The organism is Pseudomonas sp. Q11 (assembly GCF_024494355.1).
Classification (GTDB): Bacteria; Pseudomonadota; Gammaproteobacteria; order Pseudomonadales; family Pseudomonadaceae; genus Aquipseudomonas; species Aquipseudomonas hefeiensis.
On the sequence record NZ_JAKNQY010000009.1, the window covers coordinates 1 to 24,721 of the forward strand.

17 protein-coding genes and 2 pseudogenes are annotated in these 24,721 nt (G+C 58.6%); 6 read left to right on the plus strand and 13 right to left on the minus strand.

Going from position 1 to position 24,721, the window contains the following annotated elements; genetic code table 11:
• Window positions 1-204 precede the first annotated feature (204 nt).
• Window positions 205-888 carry a siderophore-iron reductase FhuF gene (gene fhuF / locus MA884_RS11585; protein WP_256230656.1) on the minus strand — a complete coding sequence of 228 codons (684 nt, stop codon included), beginning with the start codon at window positions 886-888 and terminating at the stop codon, window positions 205-207.
• Between the two features lie 199 nt (window positions 889-1,087).
• Between fhuF and MA884_RS11590 the strand changes: the two genes are divergently transcribed.
• Entirely contained in the window at window positions 1,088-2,791 is a 1,704-nt protein-coding gene (locus MA884_RS11590) for an ABC transporter ATP-binding protein/permease (protein WP_256230657.1), read from the plus strand.
• 11 nt (window positions 2,792-2,802) lie between these two features.
• On the opposite strand, the gene fabF is transcribed toward MA884_RS11590, so the two are convergent.
• The 3 genes from fabF to MA884_RS11605 are packed head-to-tail and all read right to left on the minus strand — an operon-like array spanning window position 2,803 to window position 8,335.
• Window positions 2,803-4,092: a beta-ketoacyl-ACP synthase II gene (gene fabF, locus MA884_RS11595; RefSeq protein ID WP_256230658.1), complete on the minus strand. Its 1,290-nt coding sequence runs from the start codon at window positions 4,090-4,092 to the stop codon at window positions 2,803-2,805.
• 56 nt (window positions 4,093-4,148) lie between these two features.
• Window positions 4,149-7,229: an efflux RND transporter permease subunit gene (locus MA884_RS11600; RefSeq protein ID WP_256230660.1), complete on the minus strand. Its 3,081-nt coding sequence runs from the start codon at window positions 7,227-7,229 to the stop codon at window positions 4,149-4,151.
• On the minus strand, window positions 7,226-8,335 hold the full coding sequence (locus MA884_RS11605; RefSeq protein WP_256230661.1) for an efflux RND transporter periplasmic adaptor subunit: 1,110 nt from the start codon (window positions 8,333-8,335) through the stop codon (window positions 7,226-7,228). Before MA884_RS11605 ends, MA884_RS11600 begins: the two co-directional genes overlap by 4 nt.
• 222 nt (window positions 8,336-8,557) lie before the next feature.
• On the opposite strand from MA884_RS11605, the gene MA884_RS11610 reads away from it, so the two are divergent.
• Window positions 8,558-10,018 carry an efflux transporter outer membrane subunit gene (locus MA884_RS11610; protein WP_256230663.1) on the plus strand — a complete coding sequence of 487 codons (1,461 nt, stop codon included), beginning with the start codon at window positions 8,558-8,560 and terminating at the stop codon, window positions 10,016-10,018.
• 215 nt (window positions 10,019-10,233) lie between these two features.
• Here the strand turns inward: MA884_RS11610 and MA884_RS11615 are convergent, their stop codons facing one another.
• The 8 genes and pseudogenes from MA884_RS11615 to MA884_RS11640 all read right to left on the minus strand — a co-directional run bounded on the left by MA884_RS11615 (window position 10,234) and on the right by MA884_RS11640 (window position 18,640).
• Window positions 10,234-10,848, minus strand: a complete 615-nt coding sequence (locus MA884_RS11615; protein ID WP_256230664.1) for a TetR/AcrR family transcriptional regulator — start codon at window positions 10,846-10,848, stop codon at window positions 10,234-10,236.
• A 180-nt stretch (window positions 10,849-11,028) separates the two neighbouring features.
• Window positions 11,029-11,889 carry a sensor histidine kinase gene (locus MA884_RS28000; RefSeq protein WP_371134771.1) on the minus strand — a complete coding sequence of 287 codons (861 nt, stop codon included), beginning with the start codon at window positions 11,887-11,889 and terminating at the stop codon, window positions 11,029-11,031.
• Window positions 11,890-12,387 (minus strand): annotated as a pseudogene (locus tag MA884_RS28005) (response regulator transcription factor); the annotation flags it as partial. It lies immediately after the preceding gene.
• 48 nt (window positions 12,388-12,435) lie between these two features.
• Window positions 12,436-14,673 (minus strand): annotated as a pseudogene (locus MA884_RS28010) (ATP-binding protein); the annotation flags it as partial.
• Window positions 14,674-14,782: 109 nt separating this feature from the next.
• Window positions 14,783-15,883 carry an ABC transporter substrate-binding protein gene (locus MA884_RS11625; RefSeq protein WP_256230666.1) on the minus strand — a complete coding sequence of 367 codons (1,101 nt, stop codon included), beginning with the start codon at window positions 15,881-15,883 and terminating at the stop codon, window positions 14,783-14,785.
• Between the two features lie 516 nt (window positions 15,884-16,399).
• Window positions 16,400-16,777 carry a MerR family transcriptional regulator gene (locus MA884_RS11630; RefSeq protein WP_256230667.1) on the minus strand — a complete coding sequence of 126 codons (378 nt, stop codon included), beginning with the start codon at window positions 16,775-16,777 and terminating at the stop codon, window positions 16,400-16,402.
• A 46-nt stretch (window positions 16,778-16,823) separates the two neighbouring features.
• Window positions 16,824-17,297, minus strand: coding sequence for a carboxymuconolactone decarboxylase family protein (locus MA884_RS11635; RefSeq protein ID WP_256230668.1), 474 nt, complete (start codon window positions 17,295-17,297; stop codon window positions 16,824-16,826).
• 176 nt (window positions 17,298-17,473) lie between these two features.
• The gene (locus MA884_RS11640; protein ID WP_256230670.1) at window positions 17,474-18,640 is read right to left on the minus strand and encodes an MFS transporter; all 1,167 of its coding nucleotides are present in this window, start codon (window positions 18,638-18,640) and stop codon (window positions 17,474-17,476) included.
• Window positions 18,641-18,734: 94 nt separating this feature from the next.
• Between MA884_RS11640 and MA884_RS11645 the strand changes: the two genes are divergently transcribed.
• The 4 genes from MA884_RS11645 (at window position 18,735) to MA884_RS11660 (ending at window position 22,856) form a co-directional block, all read left to right on the plus strand.
• On the plus strand, window positions 18,735-19,628 hold the full coding sequence (locus MA884_RS11645) for a LysR family transcriptional regulator (protein ID WP_256230671.1): 894 nt from the start codon (window positions 18,735-18,737) through the stop codon (window positions 19,626-19,628).
• Window positions 19,629-20,590: 962 nt separating this feature from the next.
• On the plus strand, window positions 20,591-20,953 hold the full coding sequence (locus tag MA884_RS11650) for a DUF6124 family protein (RefSeq protein WP_092454854.1): 363 nt from the start codon (window positions 20,591-20,593) through the stop codon (window positions 20,951-20,953).
• A gap of 348 nt (window positions 20,954-21,301) precedes the next feature.
• Window positions 21,302-21,841 (plus strand): hypothetical protein, encoded by a 540-nt coding sequence (locus tag MA884_RS11655; protein WP_256230673.1) that lies wholly within the window; start codon window positions 21,302-21,304, stop codon window positions 21,839-21,841.
• 145 nt (window positions 21,842-21,986) lie between these two features.
• A complete protein-coding gene (locus tag MA884_RS11660; RefSeq protein WP_256230674.1) occupies window positions 21,987-22,856 on the plus strand; it encodes an HNH endonuclease in 870 nt (289 codons plus the stop codon).
• A 169-nt stretch (window positions 22,857-23,025) separates the two neighbouring features.
• Here the strand turns inward: MA884_RS11660 and MA884_RS11665 are convergent, their stop codons facing one another.
• A complete protein-coding gene (locus tag MA884_RS11665) occupies window positions 23,026-24,693 on the minus strand; it encodes a TIGR04141 family sporadically distributed protein (protein ID WP_256230675.1) in 1,668 nt (555 codons plus the stop codon).
• Window positions 24,694-24,721: the final 28 nt, after the last annotated feature.

Sequence of the window (24,721 nt, forward strand, 5' to 3'; positions counted from 1 at the left end):
AATGCCGGAGTGAGGGCACACCGAGCCTAGGCGAGGTGCCAAGTGGTGGGGCAAAAGCGCTTTGGTTACTTTCGCCTGGGCCGGCTTCCGGATTTTCGAAAGTGACCCGCCGTCAGGGCAGAACCCTAAGCCGCCGTTACCGCAGCAACGGATATGCACCCAATCCAGTCCAGTCCAACCCAAAAGAAAACGACGCGCTCCCCTCTACTCATAGATGTAATGCAGATAGCTCACCTGCTCCGCCAGCGGCAGGCGGTGCAGCTTGGGGCAGGATTCGCAGAGCACCAGCGGTTGGCCTTCGACCGAATCGTGCAGTTGGTAATGCAGGCAGCAATGCCGGCGCAACGGCAAGCACGGGCAAATCTTCGGCGCCGGTGATTCGACCATGCGTTGCAGGCCACGCAACTTCAAGCGTCCGTTGTTCACCGTGACCTGTTCCAGCCACTGGTGCGCCTCGGCGAAGCCGTCCCGGGACAGGTCGGGGTCCAGCCTGGCGAAGGCACCGTCCCAGATGGCGACGAAGTTACCCCACAATATTTTCGGGGCCAGCCCACCGGCGGCGGCCAATGTGCTGAACAGCGGCGCCAGGTGCTCGTGGATCAACCGCGACCAATACACCGCACGGCCATCCGCGTCCAAGGCTGACAGTCCGGTGGCCAGGCCCAGCGCCGCCGGTTGGCCGTCGTCGTGCAACAGCAATGCATCCTCGCCCCAGAACTCGATGGCGCAGCGACGCGTCAGCACACAGGCCAGGGTGGCCGGCAGGACGATACTCATGTAGTTCATCGACCACTGCGAAACCACGGCGGCGCGGTTCACCCCCGGGTAACGCAAGGCAAACCGGGTCAGCAAGGGTTGCAGTACGGCAGGGTCGGCAAGCTGGCTCAACGCGATGGCCGGCTGATCACCAGGTTCGTGCCGAATGACCCGCTGTATCGGCGGCCAGGCCTGGTTAAGCCATTCTGGAAATTCGATAACGGGGCTCCCGTGGCTTTCCCTAATTAATGCAAACGATTAGCATTGGCTGATCCTATCCTCCCTCCCCTGCAAACTCAACGTCGTTAGCGACCAGGCTCATCAAGACCACATGCACACACTCCGCAATTTCTGGCGTCTCGCGCGGCCTTTCTGGGCATCCGAGGAAAAGTACCCGGCCCTGTTGCTGCTGTTGGCCACTGTGCTGATGACCCTGTGCCTGGTCGGGGTCAACATCCTCACCAACTTCTGGAACCTGCATTTCTACAATGCCTTGCAGGCCCTGGATTACCACGGCTTCCTGGTGGGCAGCCTGCAGTTCATCCTGCTGCAGATCGGCACGGCCGCCTTCACCGTGGGCGCGTTCCACTTCCAGCAGAAGCTGACCATCCGCTGGAGGCGCTGGGCGACCCGCAACATGCTTGATCAATGGCTGGGCAGCCAGCGCTACCAGAAACTGAAGCTGACCGAGACCGAGGTCGACAACCCCGATCAGCGGATCGCCGAGGACATCGACCTGTTTATCGTCAAGTCGCTCAAGTTGAGCCTGGGCCTGTTGACGTCGGTGGTGTCGCTGTTTTCCTTCCTGCATATCCTCTGGCAAGCCTCAAGCCTGGTCAGTGTGCCGTTCAACGACCAGTCCATCGTCATTCCGGGACTGCTGGTGTGGGTCGCCCTGGTGTACGCGCTCTTGGGCACCGGTTTGGCCTTCTGGCTGGGACGTGCGCTGCCCAGCCTCAATTTCATGCAGCAGCGACGTGAAGCGGATTTTCGTTTCTCGCTCATCCGCCTGCGGGAGAACGCTGACTCGGTAGCGCAATACCGCGGTGAAGCGGTGGAGAACGAACGCTTCAACCACCGCCTGGAGGCGGCGCTGGAGAACTTCTGGGCGCTGGTGAAAAAACAGAAGCTGATCATGGGCTACTCGACCTTCTACCTGCGCAGCGCTACGGTCATCCCGATGTTTATCATGGCGCCACAGTTCTTTGCCGGCGCCTTCCCCCTCGGCCGCCTGACACAGATAAGCGCGGCCTTCGGCGAAGTGCACGCCGCCATCGCCTACCTGGTGAGTGTGTTCCCGGAGCTGTCGGAATGGAAGTCGGTGATCGACCGCTTGATCGGCTTCCAGGAGCGCCTGGATAACGTTGAAATCAAGTCCCAGGTCAGGCTCGAACAACAGGCCGACGGTCTCGACATCAAGGACCTGGACATCTGGCTGCCGAACGGCCGGCCGTTGTTCAAAGGCTTCAACCTGTCACTCAAGCCCGGTGACAGCCTGATGATCCGCGCGCCGTCCGGCTACGGCAAATCGACGCTGATCCGCACCATTACCGGACTTTGGCATCACGCTCGCGGCGCAAGCTGTTATGACCGTGAGCGAGCCCTGACGCTTGCGCAGAAACCCTATCTGCCGCTGGGCAGTCTGCGTGAAGCGCTGTGGTACCCCAACCCACCCCGTCGCGAAGAAGATGCCGCGCTGCGCGAGGCCATGGAACAAGTCGGCCTGCAACACCTGAGCGATCTGTTGGAGCAGGAGCGAGACTGGGCGCAGACCCTCAGCGTCGGCGAACAGCAACGCTGTGCGTTCGTCCGGGCCCTGCTGGCCCGCCCGACGGTGCTGTTCCTCGACGAGAGCAGTTCGGCACTGGATTCAACCAACGAGGCGCGCTGCTATCAACTGCTCAAAGAGACGCTGCCGGACACGATCCTGATCAGCGTCGGACACAATGCGTCGCTTGAGCGCTTCCATTGGCAAGTCCTGGAGCTGCAAAGCGAAGCACGGTGGGTGCATCGGAAGGTGACGCAACCGGTATGAGGTCGCCGTCTCTATTTAGCATCCCAACGTCGAAACAGAACACTGGCGTTAACGCCGCCGAACCCGAAGCCATTTGAGAGCGCATGGGTGATCGGCATCTTCCGGGCATTCAGGGCGACCAGATCGAGCCCCTCTGCGGCCTCGTCGGGATGAAGCAGGTTCAGCGTGGGCGGCACGACCTGATCACGCAGAGCCAGCACTGTGAAGATCGCTTCAATGCCCCCCGCCGCCCCCAGCAGGTGCCCGGTGGCGGACTTGGTCGAGGTGATAGCCACGCTGGAGTCAGCCCCGAATACCGAGCGAATCGCTGCCAACTCGCCGTTGTCGCCCACCTGCGTGGAGGTCGCGTGGGCATTGATATGCTGCACGTCCGCAGGGCTGACCCCCGCCTGGCGCAGAGCCTGCTGCATGGCGCGCCGTGCGCCGCTGCCGTCTTCCGGGCCTGCGGTCAGGTGATAGGCATCGGCGCTGGTGCCATAGCCAACCAGTTCGGCCAGGGGCTTGGCACCACGGGCCAGGGCATGCTCCAGCGACTCGATCACCAGCAGCCCGGCCCCTTCGGCCATGACGAAACCGTCACGGTCGCGATCAAAGGGACGCGAGGCCTCCTGAGGGTGCTCGGCAAAGCCCGTGGACAGCGCGCGGGCGGCGGCAAAACAGCCCAGGGTCACACGGTCTATCGCCGCTTCGGTACCGCCACATATAGCGATATCCGCCTCACCGCTTCTGATGAGCCTGGCCGCATCGCCGATGGCTTGCACCCCGGCGGCACAAGCCGTTACAGGCGCGCCCAGAGGCCCCTTGAGAGCATGCCGGATGGAAACGTGTCCGGCCGCCATGTTGGCGAGAAAGGCCGGCGCGGTGAAGGGCGACAAGCGGCGCGGCCCACGCGCATCGGTGGTGCGTACAGCGTCGGCAATTGCGCCAAAGCCACCGACGCCCGATGAAATGATCGTCGCCGTGCGTTCCTGGTCTGAGGCTTGTGTCGGATGCCAGTCGGCCTGGGCCAGGGCTTCATCGGCAGCGACCAGGGCGAACTCGATGAAGCGATCCATCTTCTTGCGATCCTTGGCCGAGATGAAGCGCTCGGGGTCATACCCTGCAACGGCATCTTCTTGCAGAGACGGCACCTGGCCGCCCACCGCAACGCCGGTACCTTCGGTGATATCGCCAGACAGATTACGGATACCGGAACGTCCTGCCAGCAACCTCTGCCAGACTTCTTCCACTGCGCAGCCCAGAGGGCTGACAATGCCCATGCCTGTGACGACGATTCGTTTTTGACCTTCGGCAGTCATCATAAAAACCTCTTCATTTCTCAGTCGACATCCACTGACAGCAGCATGCACTTGCTGACTTACGCCAGCCCCGCTGTTTCAGTTTGGACCTGTTTGTCAGGATGGATCTTGAACCAGATGGAATACATCGCCGGCAGAAACACCAGCGTCATGATGGTGCCGACGAAGGTCCCTCCGATCAGCGTGTAGGCCAGCGTCCCCCAGAAGACGGAATGTGTCAGGGGGATGAATGCCAGGATGGCCGCCAGCGCCGTCAGCAGCACCGGCCGGGCCCGTTGCACGGTGGCCTCGATCACCGCGTGAAACGGATCCAGCCCTTCTTGCGCGTTGTGGTGGATTTGCCCAATCAAAATCAGCGTATTGCGCATCAAAATACCCGAGAGCGCGATCAGGCCGACCAGGGCGTTGATACCAAACGGCTGCTGGAAGATCAGCAAGGTCGGCACCACGCCAATCAACCCCAGCGGCGCGGTGAAGAACACCATCATCATCGCCGAGATCGAACGCACCTGCACGATGATGATCAGCAGCGTCAGGGCAACCATGATCGGCAGCAGCGGCACGATCGCCTTGCCGGCCTTGCCCGACTCCTCGATGGCCCCGGCCTGCTCGATCCGGTACCCGTCAGGAAGGCTGTCGATGATCGGCTGCAATTGCTTGATGATCGCGCTCGATACGTCTGGCGGTTGCAAGTCTTCGGCAATGTCGCCGCGCACGGTAATGGTCGGCGTGCGATCACGCCGCCGCAGGATCGGGTCCTCCATGCGCACATCAACTTCGCCGACCTGGGACAGCGGAATACGCTGCCCCGCCGCGCCCACCAGGGTAAAGCCTTCTATCTTGGCGGGATCGAGTCGAATATCGCCCGCAGCGCGGCCGACCACCTGCACCGAACGGATGTCCTCGCGAACCGCCGTAATCGGCACCCCCGTGAGCAGGAACTGCAACTGCTGGGCGACGGAATTAGAGGTCAGGCCCACCGCCTGCAAACGATCTTGATCCAGACTGAAATGCAGCGTCGGCGTCAGTGGCCCCCAGTCGGTATTGACGGTCCGCATCATCGGGCTCGCTTGCATGACGTCTTGTACCCGGCCGGCGATCTCGCGCAACGTTGACGGGTCGGGGCCCATGACCCGGTAGGCCACGGGGAATGGCGAATACGGACCAAACACCAGTTGAGTCACCCGCACCCGCGCCTGCGGGGCGAGCCCTTCGGCGACGGCTTCGCGAAGACGGAACTTGAGGGTTTCACGGGCTTCCTGGCTGTCGGTCAGCACCACAATCTTGGCGAAGGACGGATCAGGGAGCTCCGGCGCCATCGCCAGGTAGAAGCGCGGCGCACCTTGACCGATATAGGCGGTGACGATTTTCGCCTCATCCTGCTTTTGCAACCAGGCCTCGACCTTGGCAGTGGCGGCGCTGGTCTGCTCGATGGAGGTTCCATAGGGCATCTGCACCTCGACCATCACCTCGGGACGGTCTGAGGTCGGGAAGAATTGCTTCTTGACCAGGCCCATGCCGAGAATCGCCACGACAAATGTAGCGACCACGGTGCCGGCCACCCACCATTTGCGCGCGATGACACGAGTCAGAATCCGGCGGAAGCGGTTGTAATGAGGCGTGTTGTAGATGGCCGCGTGACCGCCCTCGACCGGCTTGATGTCCGGCAATAGCTTCACCCCCAGGTATGGCGTGAAGGCCACCGCCACCACCCAGGAGGCAATCAGGGCGATGCCGACGATCCAGAACATGTTGCTGGTGTATTCACCGGCGGTCGATTGCGCAAAGCCGTTGGGCATGAAGCCGATCGCCGTCACCAGCGTACCGGACAGCATCGGCGCGGCGGTGTGGCTCCAGGCATAGGCGGAGGCTTTGATCCGGTCGTAGCCCTCCTCCATTTTGACCACCATCATCTCGATCGCGATGATCGCGTCGTCCACCAACAACCCGAGCGCCAGGATCAGCGAACCCAGGGTGATCCGGTCGAAGTTCTTGCCGGTGGCCGCCATCACCACAAACACTATCGCCAGCGTCAACGGTACGGCGGCTGCGACCACAACGCCTACACGCCAGCCCATGCTGAGAAAGCAAACGAGCATGACAACCAGCAGCGCGACAAAAAATTTGACCATGAACTCACCGACGGCCGAGTCAATGTTCACGGCTTGATCGGTGACCTTGGTCAGCGTCATGCCCAGTGGCATGCCTTCATTGATCCTGGTCGTCTCGGCGTCCAGTGCCTTGCCCAGGTCCAGGCCGTTCCAGCCCTCGCGCATTATGACCCCCAGCAGCAGGGCCTCTTCGCCGTTATTGCGCACCAGGAAAGTAGCCGGATCTTCATAGCCGCGCTCGACGGTCGCGACGTCCGAGAGCTTCAGCGTGCGCCCCTGGATCGCAAGCGGTGTATCGCGAATTTTCGCCAACTTATCGAAGGCACCATCCACCCGCAGGACGACCTGCGGCCCGTTGGTTTCGATAGAGCCAGCAGGCGTGAGCAGATTCTGGCCGTTTAGCGCAGCAAAGATGTCCTGGGGCGAGACGCCCAGGGTGGCCAAGCGATCATGGGAGAAGGACACAAAGATTCGCTCGGGCTGCTCACCGATGATGTTGACCTTCTTCACGCCCGCCACGTGCAACAGGCGTTGGCGCAACACTTCGGCATCACGCACCAGCAGTCGCTGCGGCTCGCCTTTGGCCTTCAGGGCGAACAGCGCGAAGGTAACGTCCGAATACTCGTCATTGACCATCGGCCCGATGACGCCCGCCGGCAGCCGGGTGGCCTCATCATCGAGTTTTTTGCGCGCTTGATAGAACTCCTCCTGCACTTGCGAGGGCGGCGTGCGGTCGACCAGCGACACCATGGTGAAAGCCAGACCTGGACGGGTGTAGGTTTCCGTGCGGTCATACCATTTCAGCTCTTGCAGGCGCTTTTCCAGCGGCTCGGCGACCTGGTCCTGCATCTCCTGGGCAGTCGCGCCCGGCCATGCAGTGATGACGGTCAACTGCTTGACCGTAAACGGCGGGTCCTCGGCACGCCCCAACTGGAAGAACGCCAAGGTACCCGCGACGGCAATCAGGAAAATCAGAAACACGGTAATGGAGCGCTCGCGAACGGCGAGTGCCGATAAATTGAGGCTCATTGAGGGGCCCCGGCAACCTTCACGTCACCCTGTGGGCTCAGCCGCACTTCCTCGCCATCGCGCAATAGATGCGCGCCCAGCGCGACAATGCGCTCGCCAACCTTGAGCCCACCTGCAACTCGGGCAGCGTCGTCGCTCAAGCCCAGGACCTGAACAGGCCGCCAGCTGACTTTCGCCGGTTCGCCGGCAATGACCCACACACCGGTTCCCTTGCCCGGGTCATAGAGGGCAGCGATCGGAACTTGCAGGACCGGCCCTTGCGCGGCGTCTTCGGCGATCCGAAGGGTGACGGTCGAACCCAGCGGCGCATTGGCCAGCCCGCCCGCCAATACATACCGCGCCTCAAAGGTGCGCGTTACACGGTCAGCCGAATCCGAGAGCAGCCTCAGCTTGGCAGTGACAGCAGCCGAGGTGTTGCCATAAAGCGTCGCCTGCGCGGTGGACCCTGCGGCCGGACGCAAGGTTTCTGGCAATTGCACGACGGCTTCGCGCTGACCGGCCCGCGCCAGTCGAACCACCGGCTGCCCAGGGCTGACCACCTGCCCGGGTTCGGCGAGCGTCTCCATGACAACGCCATCGGCGTCCGCCAGCAGTACGGCATAACCCGACGCATTCCGGGCCACGTCAGCCTGAGCTTGCGCGGCGCTGAGTTGCGCCTTCGCGGTATCGGCGGCGGCTTTGATCTGATCGTAACCCGATGCGGAAATGGCGCCTGCGGCCACCAGATCACGATAACGAGCCTCGTCATCTGCGGTCTGTTTGGCCCGGGCTTTGGCGGCAGCGACAGCTTCTTGCTGCGCTCGTGCTTGCAACCCCAAGTCGATGGGGTCCAGACGCATGAGCGGCTGACCACGCTTAACGGTCTGACCGGTATCAACCAGACGCTCAAGTACCTTGCCCGCCACTCGGAAACCCAGGTCACTCTGGACCCGAGCCGCCACGACGCCAGTGAATGAACGCCAGAGGCCGGACGAATCCTGAACTTCAGAGACCCTCACCAAAGGGGCAAGCGTGCGCGGATCTTTGGTGGAGGAAGAGTCACCACACGCCGTCAGGACGAGAGGCAACAAGCAAGCGGCAAGGGTGACAGGACGAAGCCGGCGCATAGATTCCCTACTTGAAGAATAGAAACAGGTGTCACATTCTCTGGCGTGTGACTAATACTGTCAATGGTCACAACTATTGCGGCCAAAGTCTGTATTGCAGTTCTCTCAGCACCTATTGCGACCTGAGCCTCCAAGGATAGCACCCATCAATGAGGAGCTCATTGACAGAAAGTGACCAATATATAATATGGTCACACATCAATCTCCACTTCAGGAATCTCCATGTCGCCACTGCGCCCCGCTGCCCTGATACTGAGTGCCAGCTTGATGGCAGGCTGCGCGGTTGGTCCGGACTATCACCGTCCGGACACTGCGCTTTCGGACCGCTTCCTCGGTCAGCCCTCTGTCGAACAGCGGCCCGCGACGATGCCAGCCAGTCTCGTCGCTTGGTGGGAAGGCTTTGATGACCCAGCGCTGAGCGAATTCGTCGCCAAGGCACTTGAGCAGAACCTGGACCTGGCGCAGGCCTCGGCGCGCGTCGCGCAGGCGCGGGCCGGCCTGGGTGCGGCCAATGCCGCGTTGCTGCCCTCGGGCAATATCAGCGGCCAGGCCGCGCGCGCCTATCAGTCAGTCGAAACCCCACTCGGCCAGGTGCTGAATTCAACGCCTGGCTATGATCGGTATGGAAGCGCTTACGAACTCAACCTCGGGGCCAGTTGGGAGGTCGATTTGTTTGGCAGCCTGCGACGGGGGCGCGAGGCTGCCCTGGCCGAGTACCAGGCATCCGAAGCGGGCGTCGCGGCCACCCGCCTGGCCGTCGCTGCGCAGACCGCCGACATCTACATCACTGTCCGCGGTTTGCAGGCCCGCCTGGACATTGCGAAGCAACAGGTCAAAACGCAGCAGGAACTGCTGGAGAAGGTCCAACTGCTCTACAGCAAGGGCCTCGCCGCCAGTTATCAGGTTCGCCAGACCGAAGGCGCCTTGGCACAGGTCCAGGCAACAGTGCCGGTCCTGCAAATCGGCCTGGATGCTGCCATGAACGCACTGGACATCATGCTTGGCACGCCGCCCGGCACGCATCGCACACAGCTGGCCAATGCGCGGAGCATTCCTCTGGCACCCCAGATAACCGCCATGGGAACGCCTGCCGATCTGCTTCGCCGCCGGCCCGATCTCATCGTGGCCGAGCGCCGTCTAGCGGCCGCCAATGCACGCATCGCAGAGGCCGTTGCTGAGTACTATCCAAAATTCTCCCTCAGCGCGCTGCTCGGCAGCGCCACCGCCGTATCCGCCGGCAACCTTTTCACCGGCGGCGCCAGCCAGTCGGCGGGTGTATTGGGACTGCGCTGGAGACTCTTCGACTTTGGCCGTATCAACGCACAGATCGATCAAGCCAAAGGACAGGAAGCCGAGGCCCTGGCCGCTTATCGCCAGTCCGCGTTGCGTGCCAGCGAAGATGTCGAGAACGCATTCTCTGCACTGGTCAACCGCGAAGCCCAGGCAACCACCCTCACCGCAGCAGAGACGGCGCTGACTCAGGCTCGTCAATCCTCATTCATTGCCTATGAGAAAGGCAGCGCTAGCCTCATCGACGTCCTGCAAGCCGACGAAACACGGCTGCAGGCTTCTGATGCTCGAGCGCAAGCGCGAACCGAATCGGCACGGGCGGCGGTCGCAGCGTTCAGGGCACTGGGCGGTGGCTGGCAGCCTTCTCACGCCGAACCTGTGGCAAGTCGATGATGTAACCAGGTGACGTGGGTGATGATGCAGCCCCAGCCCGTTGTCGCTGCCGGAATCCGTGCGCTGCAAGCTGGACGCATGAGTGTCTACTCATTCAAGTGACCATTCGCGCTAATAGTCACGATTCAGGCAGATGAATACCTTACTCTGAGGGTGAAATCCCAGGGAACCACGCGGCGATAGGTTCCAATGGCAATGCAGTCCTCAGCCCAAACTCAGGGCATGAGGCTACGCAGGATGAGATTGGAGGTGAGCGTCGGGGCATCCTCGATGCGATCGAGGTTGTATTGCAACAGCAAAGGATTGACGAAAGGCTGGAGCGCCAGATGTATCGCGTCTACCGTCTCGTCCAGTGGCGTCCTGCGCTCGAACTCGCCGAGTTCTCGCCCCTCTCGTACGATTTGCAAAACAAAGTCTTTGATCTGGGCATTATAAACCTGCGAGCTTGGCCAACGCTCCGAGGCCGAGAACGCGGCGATGTCGTAAAGCTTGCGGTCGTTGAAGAACAGATCGGTGCCCGTGACCATCAGCGTTTTTACCATGCGCCTGAAGCGCTCCGTGGCTGAGAGGCCTTCCACCTTGATGGCCTGCTCCACGGCGGCAACGATTTGCGCCAGACAATTTTTGCAGATGGCTTCGCCAATTGCCTGCTTGGAATCAAAAAATTTGTAGATGTAAGCCTTGGAAAACCCGATGGCCTTGGCCAGGTCGGACACCGTGGTCTTGCCGTAACCGTATTGACTGAAATGTTCATTGGCCGCCGCGACGATTTGGTCTCGGATGTCATGGTCGACTGGGCCACGGACGCTGGGGGATATTGGCTGGTTCATGCAGTCAGCTTACTCACCTCAAAGGCGGTTGACAACTTGTGACTGAACTGTAATTAAGTCACAAATCTGAGGATTTGACTGGGTAACCGTTTGCATGTCAGGGGCGGCCATCAGCGCAACTGCCCTGCTGCATTGGGTCTACTGGGACTCACTTCCAAATGATTTCCTGACATCTGGTGTTCATCGCTGAATCTGCGGACCATCAAGGGGAACATCGAGGATGAAGGTTGCGCCCTGTCCGGCCCCATCGCTGTGCACGGTCAAACTGCCCCCCATTTCCTGCGCGGCCAGCGCACAGCTATGCAGGCCGAAACCGTGACCGTCTTTGCGCGTAGTGAAGCCATGGGAAAAGAGCCGCGCCAGGTGCTCTGGTGCAATCCCATTGCCGTTGTCGGCCACCGTGATACGCAATACTGGCCCTTGCGCGAGAGAGGCGCCGAACGTGATGCATGGGCTGCGATCGATCACGCCGTCCAACGCCTGCCTGGCATTGCTGATCAGGTTCACCAGAATCAGCAATACCCGGTGCCGATCCAGCGACAGCAGGGGCAAGTCGGCGATTTCCTTGACCACCATCACCTCCTGGCGCGCCAGTGATCCGGCACTCATGCGCAAGGCATCATCGATTAACTCTGGGACCGGCACTGTCTCGATGATACTGACGGCAACGGCATAGGACTGCTGGGCGGCAACAATGGTTTTGATATGGTCAATGCCCTTGGTGAGTTGCCCGAGTTCTTCGATGATGCTCTGTTGCTCTGCCGTCACCACTTTCGCCAACTCGAGCAGGTAGTCGGGCAGCATTTTTCCTTTATGGTCTCTGGTGAGAAAATCGCTCAGGTCATGCACGTGCTCGTTCATCAGTTGAGCCACCTTGCCCAGGCCCTGGGCTCTGGAGGTGCGCATCTGGCTGGTGACCAGTTCTGCCGATACATTCACGCTGTTGAGGACGTTGCCGACGTTGTGCAGCACAGTAGTGGCGATTTCGGCCATGCCCGCCTGACGGGATTTTGCATGCAGTTCGGTTTGCACTTGGCTCATGCGTAGCGCCGCGCGTACGCGAGCCTTGAGCTCCAGCGGCGAGAAGGGTTTGGCGATATAGTCATCGGCCCCACTCTCCAGCCCGGAGACGCAGGCCTCGCTACCGCCGCGGGCGGTCACCAGGATCACGGGCAAATGGGCAAAACCGGCGCTGGCTTTGATTCTGGCTGTCAGGCCAAAGCCGTCGAGCTTCGGCATCATTACATCCGAAACGACGACGTCGATGGGTCGACGCTGCAGGAGTGCCCAAGCCTGCTCGCCATCAACGGCGGTGGCGACGATGTAATCGTTTTGCAAAAGTTCGCTTAGGTAGCTGAGCATTTCCGGACTGTCGTCGACCACTAGCACTTTGGGTCGCGAGGCGTGTTCCGGGTGCTGCTCCTCGTCCGCGCCTTGCGTCGAGACTTGGTCGTTGCGGCTGCCTTGGCGGCCGTCGTCGAAACGCAGGTGGCGCTGCTCAATAGTGCTTGTTGCGCTCGGTGACGATCGCTCGTACATAGTGCTGGCTTCGGGCGGCACGCTGTTTTGCTCAGTCCCCAGCGGAAGTCGAACAAAGAAGCACGAACCCTTTCCGGGCTCGCTGTTGACGCCGACTTCGCCCCCCATCAATTCGGCCAGATCCTTGACCAGCGCCAGACCGATGCCGGTGCCGCTGTAGTGGCGCGTGGCGGAATTGTCGATCTGGGAAAAGCGCTGGAACAGCAACGGCAGTTTGTCAGGCGCAATGCCGATCCCCGAGTCTTGCACCGCGAGTTCAAATCGCTCGCCATCAATCGGCTTCACCGCCAGGTGCACGGTGCCGCCAGCAGGCGTGAACTTGATGGCATTGCTCACCAGGTTGAGAAGAATCTTCTCGAAGTGTCGGGGGTCCAGGAACACCGTGCCGAGCGCAGGATCGATGCTGCTGGTTAAGGTGCAGCCTTTGCCCTCGGCCACCATCGCGGCATCCTCGGCCAGCACGCCAACCATCTTGCTCAAGTCGATTGGTGCCGGACACAGCTCAAACTTGCCTGCTTCGGCCTTGGAGAAATCGAGAATGTCATTCACCCGGTTCATCAAGCGCAGCGCGTTGCGTTGGGCGCGGTCGACTTGCACACGCCAGTCCGCCGGCGGTGTGGTCGCCGCCGAGAGCTGCTCCAAAGGGGCGAGAATGAGGGTCAGGGGGGTGCGCAGTTCGTGGCTGACGGTGGCAACGAAATCGCTCTTTGCCTGGTTGGCCGTCTCGGCCTGGTTGCGCGCCTGAATGAGTTCGATAGCCTGCGCCTCCAGCACCTCGGTCTGTTGATGCAGCGTGTCGGTCCGTTCGGCGACCATTCTCTCCAAAGAGGCCTGGACTTGCTGTCGTTCGGCTTCGGCCTCAGCTTCCAGCACCCGGATGCGCAGGGCATTCTCCTGGAACACCCGTACGGCGCGGGTCATGATTCCAATCTCGTCGCCGCGTCCGGCGCTGGCGATCTCGGCGTTCAGGTCGCCGGCCGCAAGCCGGCGCATGACCGAAGCCAAGGCCACGATGGGCTGCGCGATAAATCGCGACGTGCTCCAGGCGATGGCGCCGGCTAGCAGGATGGCGACGGTACCCGCAACTATCGTCGCAAGCATGCCGCGATCATTGTGGACCAAGGCGTCGGAGCGCGCCTCTCCAGCGAAGCGCGCAACCAACAGGCCAGCGCTGCGTGCCTCGTCGCGAACCTGGTCGCGTGCGCCGCTCAACGAGTTGCTCGCCTGATGGAACCTGGCGAATGCCGCCCGGTAGCCGGCAATCTGATCGCTGACCGTCAGGGGCGTAGCCTTGGTTTGCAGCCCCACGGAGGAAGGGAGAACGCGCGAGAGACGGGAGAGCTCGTCAAGGATCTGGCCGACAGAGCTGGCGACCTCGGCCGACGGTGACAGGCGAAACGATAACGTCTGCGCCTCCAGGGTGGCTACACGCTCGGCGAAACGCTTGGACAACGCGGCTGCATTGCGCAGCAAACCGGTGGCGGCCTGAATGTCGCTTGCGTCACGAGCAACGTGCCCATCCACCTCGCTCAATATTGCCTCGAGGCGCTCGACCACATCCTCGACGGCGGCGAGATGCCGTAAAGCCTCGCCTCCCCGCAACCTGGGCGCCTCGCCAAGGTGCTCTACCGTCACGCAGGTAGCAACGACCTCTGTCGCCAACTGGTCCAGGATCTCTCTCTCCTGCGGCGTCCCCATCACCTCGCGCAATTGCTCGACCACGGGCGGGAGTGCCGCACAGGCGTTGCGCGCCGAGGTCGCGGCCACCCCGCCACCGGTCACCAGCATCTTGGCCACATGGGCGGTGATGATCCGCTCACCGTTGCGTAGGATATCCAGGATGCGATGGGCGCTTTCAATGTTACTCACCCGCGCCTCGTGCTCAGAGGTGCGGGACTCAAGCCCCTTTAGCCCATCGGCGATGCCCTGTTCGACGAGGATCGTTGCCTCTCGCATCCGGCCGTGGTGGGCTGTCATGTTCTCCGTTTCGCCATCCATGGTCAGGGTCGCCGCTCGCAAGGCGACGATCGCCGCGGCGAGCCTGTCCAGGCCGCCCTTGAGCGATTGTGCCTCTGCCACCGCAATGGCGCTGAGGCCGGCGATAGCCGTCGCCACCATGTCTTCGGCCTGGGACAGGCTTTCCTGGTCGCGGGTGGCGATGAAGTTTTCCACCCGCTCTGTGGCCCCGTTGACCGAGGCCAGAATTTCTGCGGAATGGCTGGCGGAATCCACCGAGCGAACCATACCTCGCAGGCCGTAGAGGTTCACTAGCGATACCGCCAGCATCAGGAACACCAGTGCGGCGACCGCCAGCCCAATCCTGACGGCAATAGGCCTGTCTGTGGTGCGCCTGAATGTCAGCACGGCGTCTCGCCTCCTCGCTCCCCGCCCGCCACTACTGCTTCGTCACCTCCGGCAATGGCGCCGGAGGCGTCGTATGGTTGATGGCCGCGTCGATCATCGCCGCAACGGAAGCCTGGGTGTAGAAAGGATTGGCGGCGCCGCCCACCGGCATCGTCGCGAGCCAGGCGTCCAGGTCTTTCGCATCGATGCGTACCAGCGGCACCTCGACGAACTTCGGCACCTGCTTGCCCGCCAGAATCTGCTGGGCCACCCAGAACCCCACCTGGGAGACACTTGGGGAGGCGGAGACCGAGACGGTCTCGTAGCCATTGGCATCGCGCTCCTGTTTCCACAGGGCAAGTTCGTCCTGACGGTTCCCCATCACAATGATCGGCAACGGGCGCCCCGCCGCCTTGAACGCCATGGCCGCGCCATAACCGTCGCCCCCCTGAGTCGCGACGGCATCAATGCTGGGCAGCGACGGCAGCGCCAGCGTCACCTCCTTGCGTGCGACGGAAGCTGTCCAGTTCCCGTACACGGTCTTGGCGAACCTCAGGCCCGGATAGTCGCTGGCGGCCTTGCGAATGCCGTCGCTGATGTTTTTATCGGTGGCGTCGCCGGCAATGCCGCGGATCTCCAGCAGCGTTCCATTTCCCTTGAGGCGCTCGGCGATATAATCCATTTCCACGCGACCCATGGCGGACCAGTTGTAGTCCACGGTATAGACGCAGCGTTCGGTGACCAGGCTGGCCATGACGACCACCACGATACCGGCGTTGCAAGCATCGCGGATCACCCCGTTGAGGGCCGTGTCGGACGCGGCCAGGATGACGATGGCGTTCACGCCCTTGACGATCATGTCCTGGATATGGGCCGCTTGTTCCGCCACAGAGTTACTGGCGCTGACCGCCGGCGCCTCGCGGATCAGGCCATCCTTTTGCGCTTGGGCCGCAACCTCCTGCCAGTTGCGCACCATCACTTTGCGAAAATCGCTGCCCGCGTAGGAGTTGCTGAAGGCAATGCTATAGCTTGAGGTAGGGCCGCCGGCGATGCCGTCGTCGGCAGCTTGGGCTGGATTGGCGGCAACCATCGCCAGCCCGGTCACGCAGCCGGCGAGGCGCCACAAGATTCTGTGGATCGGTTTAGCGTTCATACTGTTCTCCACTTCCTTGGGATTTACCAAAAGTAATCCACCTGCACTTGCCGACAGCCTGGATCGACTGCTCGACCTGGCTGGAGAAGTCGGCCTTCAGATTGGAGATTGTCGACCCTGTGAATGCTTGGGCGTTGCCCGAGTTATTGGTAACCCCCCCTTGCGCTGCCGTCACCACTTCCGCCAGCTTGAGCTCGCAGTCGGGCAGCCTGTAGCGACCAGACCGAGACTCTCGCGCAAATGCTCACGAACTGACGAGGTGTCACCCAATGATCAAGCTGCGCCCATGGACACCTGCTACCAGATTGCTCATTCGGTCATTCCAATAATAGAACCGGGCATGAAGAACCAGAGACATGCAGACTCCTTTCCCTGGCAGCTGACAATTGAAGTCAGTGCATTGCCTGCAGTGGCAATGAGCATAGTCTCAAGATGCCCGCTTCGCTCGCGGCCATGAAGGATTTCAGCAGAACTCTGCTTGTCGCGGTAGGCGGGAGCCGACCAACAGAGCAGATGCTAAACATCCTCCTTGGCCTCAAGCGCACGGTAGTGGTCAATCTTGACTTGCAGTGCAACAACGGCCTTCTGCATGGCAGCAACTTCGGCCTGTACATCCTCTAAATGGCCCTCCAGCATCTGGCGGCGCTCGGCAATTGTTGAATCCCCGGCGCTGCGTAGTTTGGCGAATGTTTGCATTTTGCCGATGGTCATGTGAGTGGTGCGTAAACGCAGAAGAAACTCCAGCCACGCCATATCAGTCGGCGCATACAGCCGTTGCCCGCCGGCCGCACGGGCGACCGGTGCCAACAGGCCGATGCGTTCGTAGTAGCGCAGGGTATAGGCCGTGAGGCCGGTGCGCTTGGCGACCTGGTCAATCGTCTGGTAGGCGTTCATAAGCACAATCCTTGGCCATCGGTGTTCGGTAATGCACCAGTCCCGCTCACTCGGGAGGTGCGGCAACAATTTTGATGCCTCGTTTGGCAAACACTTCCCGCGCTGCGCTGATGCCATTCAACGCGCTTGGAAAACCAGCATACACCGCCATCTGGATGATGATTTCAACGATCTCCTCAGGTTTGCAACCCACATTCAGCGCCCCCTCTATATGCACCTTGAGTTGAGGTTGCGCGTTCCCCAATGCGGTGAGGGCCGCGATGGTTGCCAACTCGCGTGTGCACAGAGCGACACCGGGCCTGGAAAACACATCACCATAGGCGAAATCGACTATCCATTCACCCAGCTCGGGCGAGATATCGCTAAGCGATTTGACCACGTTGTTGCCGGCGCTCCCGGTGATTCTTTCCAGGGTCTCGACCCCTTTCACTCGTCGGCTATCGGCTTCAGTTGCCGACGCCGGAATTGCGATTGCTGAAAGCACGAGCCCGGTTACAGCGCTCAGTTTTTTTAATGTCATGACCTATCTCCTTGTTTAAGCCGCGCAACGGACCTGGCCGTTTTGGCGGTGCAACAAGGAGGCTATTGGTTAGAGCGCGCTCTAAGTCAAGCGCATGCATGCTGAGCATTCGCGAATGGCTGCGATGGGGCACCAGCCGTCACTTATCGGTCATTCACAGCCCCCTCACATCATCGTCACACCACCGCAGTTGCAATCGTTCTGGAACGCCAGGCAAAAGCCAACACCATCAGCAGTCCCAGACCCGCCACTGCCGCTCCAGCCAGGGAAATCGCCGGATAGCCCAGCCCGGCATTGATCACCGCTCCGCCCAGCGCCGCACCAATCGCGTTACCTAAGTTGAAGGCGCCGATGTTCACCGCCGAGGCCAGATTGGGCGCGTCCTTGGCAGCTTCCATGACGCGCATCTGTAGCGGCGGCACCAGGGCGAAGCTGGCGATACCCCATATCAGGATGGCAACGGCGGCCGGCAGCGGCCAACGCATCAGCACGGTGAATGCCAACAAGACCAGAATCAGCACGCTCAGCGAAACGATCAGGGTGCGATCTATCGAGCGGTCGGCGGCCTTGCCGCCCCACATGTTGCCCAGCGTCAACCCCACACCGAACAGCACCAGCATGGCTGTGATGTAGGCGGTGGATGCATGGGTCTCGCTGCTGAGGATCGGCGCGATGTAGGTGAAGACGGTAAACATTGCACCCGAGCCGACGACGGTCAGGGCCAATGCCCCTAGCACCGGTCCACGGCCCAGTGCCCGAATTTCGGCCAGTACACCGACGCTTTGTGGCGCCTGCAGGTTGGGCAGGGCGAACCACAACGCGGTCATGGCCACCACGCCGAGGCCGGTAATACCCCAGAATGCGGTGCGCCAGCCGAACAGTTCACCAAACCAGGCGGCCAGCGGCACACCGCCGATGGTGGCCAGGGTCAGGCCCATGAACATGGCCGCAACCGCCCCGGCGCGTTTCTCTGGGGCGACCACGCTAGCGGCGACGATGGAGCCAACGCCAAAGAACGCGCCATGGTTCAGTGAGGTCACCACCCTGGCGACCATGAGGCTGTAGTAATCGGTAGCCAGGGCTGACATCAGATTACCCAGGGTAAAAATCGCCATGAGGCCGATCAGCAGATAGCGCCGGGGAATCCTGCCGGTGGTCAGGGTCATCAGCGGCGCGCCGAGCAGTACGCCCAGGGCGTAAGCACTGACCAACAAACCTGCGGCGGGAATGGAAACGCCGAGATCCGCAGCGATGCCCGGCAACATGCCCATGGGGGCGAACTCGGTAACGCCGATGCCAAAGGCACCAATGGCGAGTGCGACAAGCGGTGGATTGATACGCATGGAAGGCTCCTTATCTATGCCGCCAATGCTACGATCCAACCTTTTCAGGCGGTAGATAGCATTTCTGGCAATCACCTTTGCGTACGGAGCACAAATGGACTTCAACGGCAGGTCAGGTGAGATGAGCGTGTTCGCCACCGTGGCGCAGGAAGGCAGCCTGTCAGCCGCCGCGCGTGCTTTGGGGCTGACACCCTCGGCGGTCAGTCGGATCATCGCGCGTACCGAACAACGTCTTGGCACCCGCCTGCTGTTGCGCACCACCCGAGCGATCACCTTCACCGCCGAGGGTGAGGCTTACCTGCGCGGCGCCCGGCGTATCCTGGCCGACATGGCCGAGGTGGAAGAAGCCATCGCCGACCAGGGCGTGCCCAAGGGCCGTTTGCGGGTCAGTGCCGCCCTCGGCCATGGGCGGCAGGCCATCGTTCCCTTGGTGGCAGCATTCAGCGCCCGCTACCCGAACATCGTCGTCGACCTCACCCTCGGCGACGAAGTGGTCGACATTCTCGGCGGCCAGGCCGACGTGGCGGTACGCTTTGGCCATCTGCCCGACAGCCCGCTGACCGCACGCAGGATCGGCGACATCGGCCAGGTCGTGGTGGCATCGCCCGAGTATCTGCAGCGCCACGGCATCCCTCAGGAACCGGAAGACCTGCTACGGCACAACTGCCTGCGCTTCAACTTCCGGCGTGCCGAACCCAACTGGCCGTTCATCCGCGACGCAAGGGAGTTTTCCCTGAAGGTCAGCGGCAACATCGAATGCAGCAGTGGCGAAGCGCTGGCACAACTCGCGCGAGTAGGTGCCGGCATTGCACGTATCGGCGAATTCACCGTAGCCGAGGACCTGCGGCGCGGCGATCTGGTACCGCTGCTGGAAGCCTGGAACCCCGGAGACCGGGAGCCGATTCATGCGGTGTTCGTAGGTGGCCCGGCAATGCCGGCGCGGGTGCGGTTGTTCGTGGACTTCTTGCTGGAACATCACCGGATGTAAACGGGTGGCGTCACCTGCCCCTTCCGGATGCTCGTGATGCTGTGCGCATTAAGCAAGTTCTGACCAACACATCGTTGAGCGCGCTATCAGTGGGAGGTCTGCTTGGCTGGAACAATCGGCAGCCATAGTCGAGATTGGCTGATGGCTGTTCGTGGGAGACGGCTTTCGGGCCAGAGTGTGTAAAAACGCTTTGCCAAAATTGAAGTGTGCGCACCTACGTTAAATCTGAAATTTATCGGAACGTCAGCAGATGTGGATTTCGCGTAAAAGCGCGACTTCCAGCCCAGTTTTGAGTACCTGCCGCGCTCAAAAACGTTTTTACACACCCTCGCCCCTCGGCGGTTCCAACGCGGTAGCGCAGCCGAACAGCGTGAGGACCAGGGCCAGCACTACAATGCGTATACACAAGGGCTTGGAGGCTCGCAAACGAAACGTGGGAAAACCCCAGCGGGGGTTAGCATAGATGCTAGCTCGCGCCCTCAGGCAGGCATTCGTGGGCCGCACGGTCGGTTGGTCGTCGAGGCATTCAGGAAGTGTGTCAGTGATTGACCGGTTGGGAGTTGGACCGCTATCGCGATCAAGCCCCGGCTCCAGAGCGGAAGAAGCCGCCCGCAGCGCCAAAAAGACTCCCTCCTACAGCCCCCACCTACATCCCTCTATCGAGCTACGCATCCTTGCGCCATTGCCTACAACTACGCCAGAATCCGCCCGCTTGTGCGCCTTGTCCCTGGGTTCTATTGTCTTCCTGCCACTGCCCATCAGTGGTCGGGTTTAGTAGCCCGGTTTACGTCTCGGTGCACGAGTCTCATCAGTCAGGCGTTGCCTGTTCTCGATGGTGGCTGTGCGCATGGCACCTTCGGGTGCGCCGGGTTTGACGTAATCACCGGTCTACTAACTTGCGCACAGCCGCCACCCTTCCGTTTAGTAGCGAGAGGGTTGCGGCCTAATTGAGGATTACGTCAATGTTCAAAATTACGCCGAACCCACCAGAAGCAGATTCCACCTCTACATCCGCAAAATCCAAAGCCAAGCAGCAAGACGAAACCACCAAACGCGTACTCGATCACTACTTGCTACCAAAACCGGATAAATCCCAAGACGGCCCCAAGCCGGGGCAGCTATACACCGTCGTGAAAGGCCTCGATAACGAATGTTTGCTCGCCAACCTCAGCGAAACCCTGGCTTCGGCTGATGCCATGGTGAGTGATTTGGCGTTTGATCTGGATGGATCGAGGCGTCATGTGGCGCAGGGGATTCAGCAACTGATTGAGCTGAGTTCGTTGCTGGCGAATCGGGTGTTGGATAACGTGGAGCCGCGGCAATAATATTTCCGCCAACGAAAAAACCCGACGTCCTGCGTCGGGTTTTGGTTCTTCCATTCACAGAAGCGGACGGATAATTTCTTAATGCCCGCAAATTCTTTTCTCGCATATTCCGCTACCGTCCTTTCTAGTGATAGGTCGTAAACGGCCAGAAGCTGCCGCTCGCATTAGCCCATATGCCCTTGGTGGCCAGTCAATATCACTCAAGACGTGTTATAGAGTTTTTTAGGCCTACAGAGGTGCAGCTCAACGTCGAAAGTACAACTCGAATGTAACGCTTATGCAATGGCTTATTAACCTTTTATAATATATTGCTTTTAAGCCTTAAAAAACCTTGAGTTAGGATTATTGATGAGAGATCCGGACGTAATATTAACGAACGAAGAGCAGGAATTTTTTTCATCGATCCAATTTAATTGGAAGAGCCACGATGAACTCCGTCGTTCACTTGAGCCGATGAGATTGCTCGCCACAAGCCTTCTTGAAAGAGCTGCGATTCCCGACATTCGCATTGCTTACTTCAGTGACCCAGAATTCAATCCTAGTGGACGGGGTAAATCGCGCAAAGATATTTTTGAGGGGAATGGAACTTCTGGTGATGATATCCTCTGTCACCCAAACTTTCTGAAACACCTCGAGTACTTTCTGTGCGGGCCTAATCTCCCTTCAGTTTTAATTGAGACATTCAAGAGGGAGGCTTCATGCTCGGGTTATCTGTCTGGGGGAGACATAAATGATCTGACACCTTGCGCGAGATCATGCGTAAGATCAAATGGTTTAAATCCTCATGATGCTGCGGATGAGTTCTTTAAACTCGCTATTGAATGCGGTGCCGCGCCCATCTATGCCGAAATAATACGTAAATCTGTACGTGCCATCAAGCTACGATAACAATTCACTGAGACGGATCGTTGCGGCAGATTGATCTATACTCACCGACTGGTGTTAGCCACCTTTCGCCAATCTCGACCGGCGGAGGTTGGTTTGGAGCGTGTGATAAGCCACCCGAGGCGAAGTGAGACACGGAGTTGATATAATGAGCGACTACTGCATATATTTAGATGGACCAAGTGCTGATTTGAGCAAAGAACACATTATCCCGATTTCGCTCGGTGGCCTCGACGGATTCTGCATTCAAGCAGATAGGCAATTCAACAATGCCGTGGGATCCAAAGTAGATGGAGCTGTTGCTAATGATTTTTTGATACTTTTCAACCGCGACGAGGCGAATGCCAAAGGACACTCTGGGTCCCAACCTCAGCCAATAGCACGCCGTGCAACGCTAATTGATGGCTCCCCCGTACAAGTAACTTTTTCAAAAAATGGACTAAAAATTTACGACTTGAAACAACGTAGATATTTGGAAAAGAGAGATCGCCGCGGAACCGAGGTGAAAATCGACGGCGTGACGCTGGATCTAAATGCGGACATCAAATTTGTGGCAAAGGTCGCTCTAGCTGCTGGTTTCTATGCATATGGGGATCTGTTTCGAACAGGGGTTATGCATTCAGAGCCCCGGAAGATAATAAACGCTAATTCTCTGATGGATATTCGGCCAGACGTCCGACTTTATACCCGGTTCCAAAGCGAGCAAGAGCTATCCGATCCGGGTGACTTTCAAATGTTCAAAATGATAGTACAGCTCAGCAGCTGCTCCTGCGTGCTCATCATTCCTGGCAAAGACTGCTTTGGAGTGGTTGTCGGCGTCCTTGGCGAGTTTATGGGAATGCTCAACATCCCCGCCAATACTTCTGGATTTCCAAATGAGGGCGACTATGACCTTGGGCACTGCGTTTTTCTTCAAAACGGAAAGGTGAAGCGCATGTCGTTTCGGCACGTTGTGACGAAGTTGGCGGATTACCTGGCAGGAAACAATGATTGCGTTATGACGGAACTAGAGTCTTAAGCACATTAGAACAGTGAATCACTCCGACTTTCGTAAACGCTGCTGGTATCCTGATTACAGCCGAAAGCGATACGAGCGCATCTGTCGCGAGAAACTGGCAGAGGGAGGTAAGGTAGCGTTCAATAATTCGAACCCAGCTAAGCTCGGATTACTATTCGGATACTTAGGTTTATTGTTTTGGTTTGTATTTTTTCCTGACTTTAAGGACTGGATCAACATCAATCGCAATAATTTCAACAGAGTAGTTCAATCCCCTAAGAACTTTTAGGGCATTTTTCAAAGTGACTTTTGAGAAAAAAGGCAATTCTAGAGGCAGTTTTTTTGTGGTCGCAATAGCGTAAACTATTTTATAGTTTGCGGGGTCAGGGCGCGGGATGGGGTCTGCCAACTGTACTGATTTTGGAAGTTTGGAATTAAGCTTCTTTCTAAATTCAGCATCCCTAACGAACGCTTCAGCCGACACACAACCCTGTGAGAATAGATGACTTAACGTGCTTGAACTTCTATAATATTTAACGTGAATTAAATCTTTTCCATCTCGAACTAGATCACAAAACTCTAGCTTGTCATATGCTCCTCCTATCTTAATATTTTTCTTGTCAAGTAATTCAAATGATGGATCGCTGGTTAAAGCTTGATTGTAATCCTCCTCTCTATCTTCATTGTAAATCGGAAAGCAATGCTTGTACGTCTCAAGGCTTGACAAGCTCGCGTCGACAGCTGTTAGGAAATCACTGTTAACCTTATACCAGGTCGAACTTCGCAGGATGAATTGATCAGCGCCATACTTGAGTTCAGCATATAGGCACTTATAAGCACTCCAGCTTTTTATAGCATGATACTGTGAGTCATTGATATGGATTGAGGTGTGCTTAAGGCTTTCAACAGAAATCGGTAGCGATTTACTATTTAGGTACGATAGAAGTTGTGGTAACTCAAGTACTGCGTGTCGTTCACTGCGTGCGTACAAATCAAACGAGTAGCCTATTTGTTCTTCCCAGTCTACAATTTCCGGCTCCCCAAGCCATAAACAAGATAAGTCTGGACCGCAAAGTATCCTTTCCAATTCGAGATCGAGTATATTGATATAATCTTGATCTCTAACCTTATTTACATTATCTACCCACTCAAAGCTATCTGGAAGTTTCTGCTTGTACCTGTTGATAGCTTCCTCAAGAATTTTCTCTAGTTTATTTAGTTCTGCATTAGTGATTACTGTTAGTGCGTCTCTCCCTGTAACGTGAGATCCAAATAGCTCAACCGTGGAAATACCAGTTACGGCATACAGCATTTCCAAATCAGAATCTATATGCAGGTCGAATATATCGACTTCCTTAGTGCTCTGGGTTCGTGAATTTAGTGGATTGTGGTCGTAACTGGACTTGTCTAAACTTCTAAGCTTGTCTGGATCAACCGAGTTCAAGGTAACGCGCAACCCAAAGTCGCGTTCAATTGCCTCTTCTTGTAAAAGGTGAAAGCCCGTACCAAATGTTAGTAGAAATTTATTCTGATGTACTGTAATGCAAAGAACGGCTCCAACGCTGCTGCTGTTCCCAAAGGCATCAAAAGGAACTTCAGGTCTGGATGTGAACAATTGAGTCCATGGTGGCGAGTGCTTTGGAGGTTCCTTTTTTATGTATAACCTTGCTGTTTCTAATCCGGAAATAGAAAGCTCAATTGGCGGATTTGTATTCTCCAGTTTCAATAGGTCCAAGTCTGCGATTTTCGGGTTTTTTGCTAAGTAAATGGATAGTTTTTCTTTTCGTTCTTTTTTGTTTTTTTGCGCGCTAGCTGCTGGATAACTAGACGCGGTTGCGACGATGCTTCCTATCAGCATAGCAACTTCTCCAAGCGTAAAATTTCTA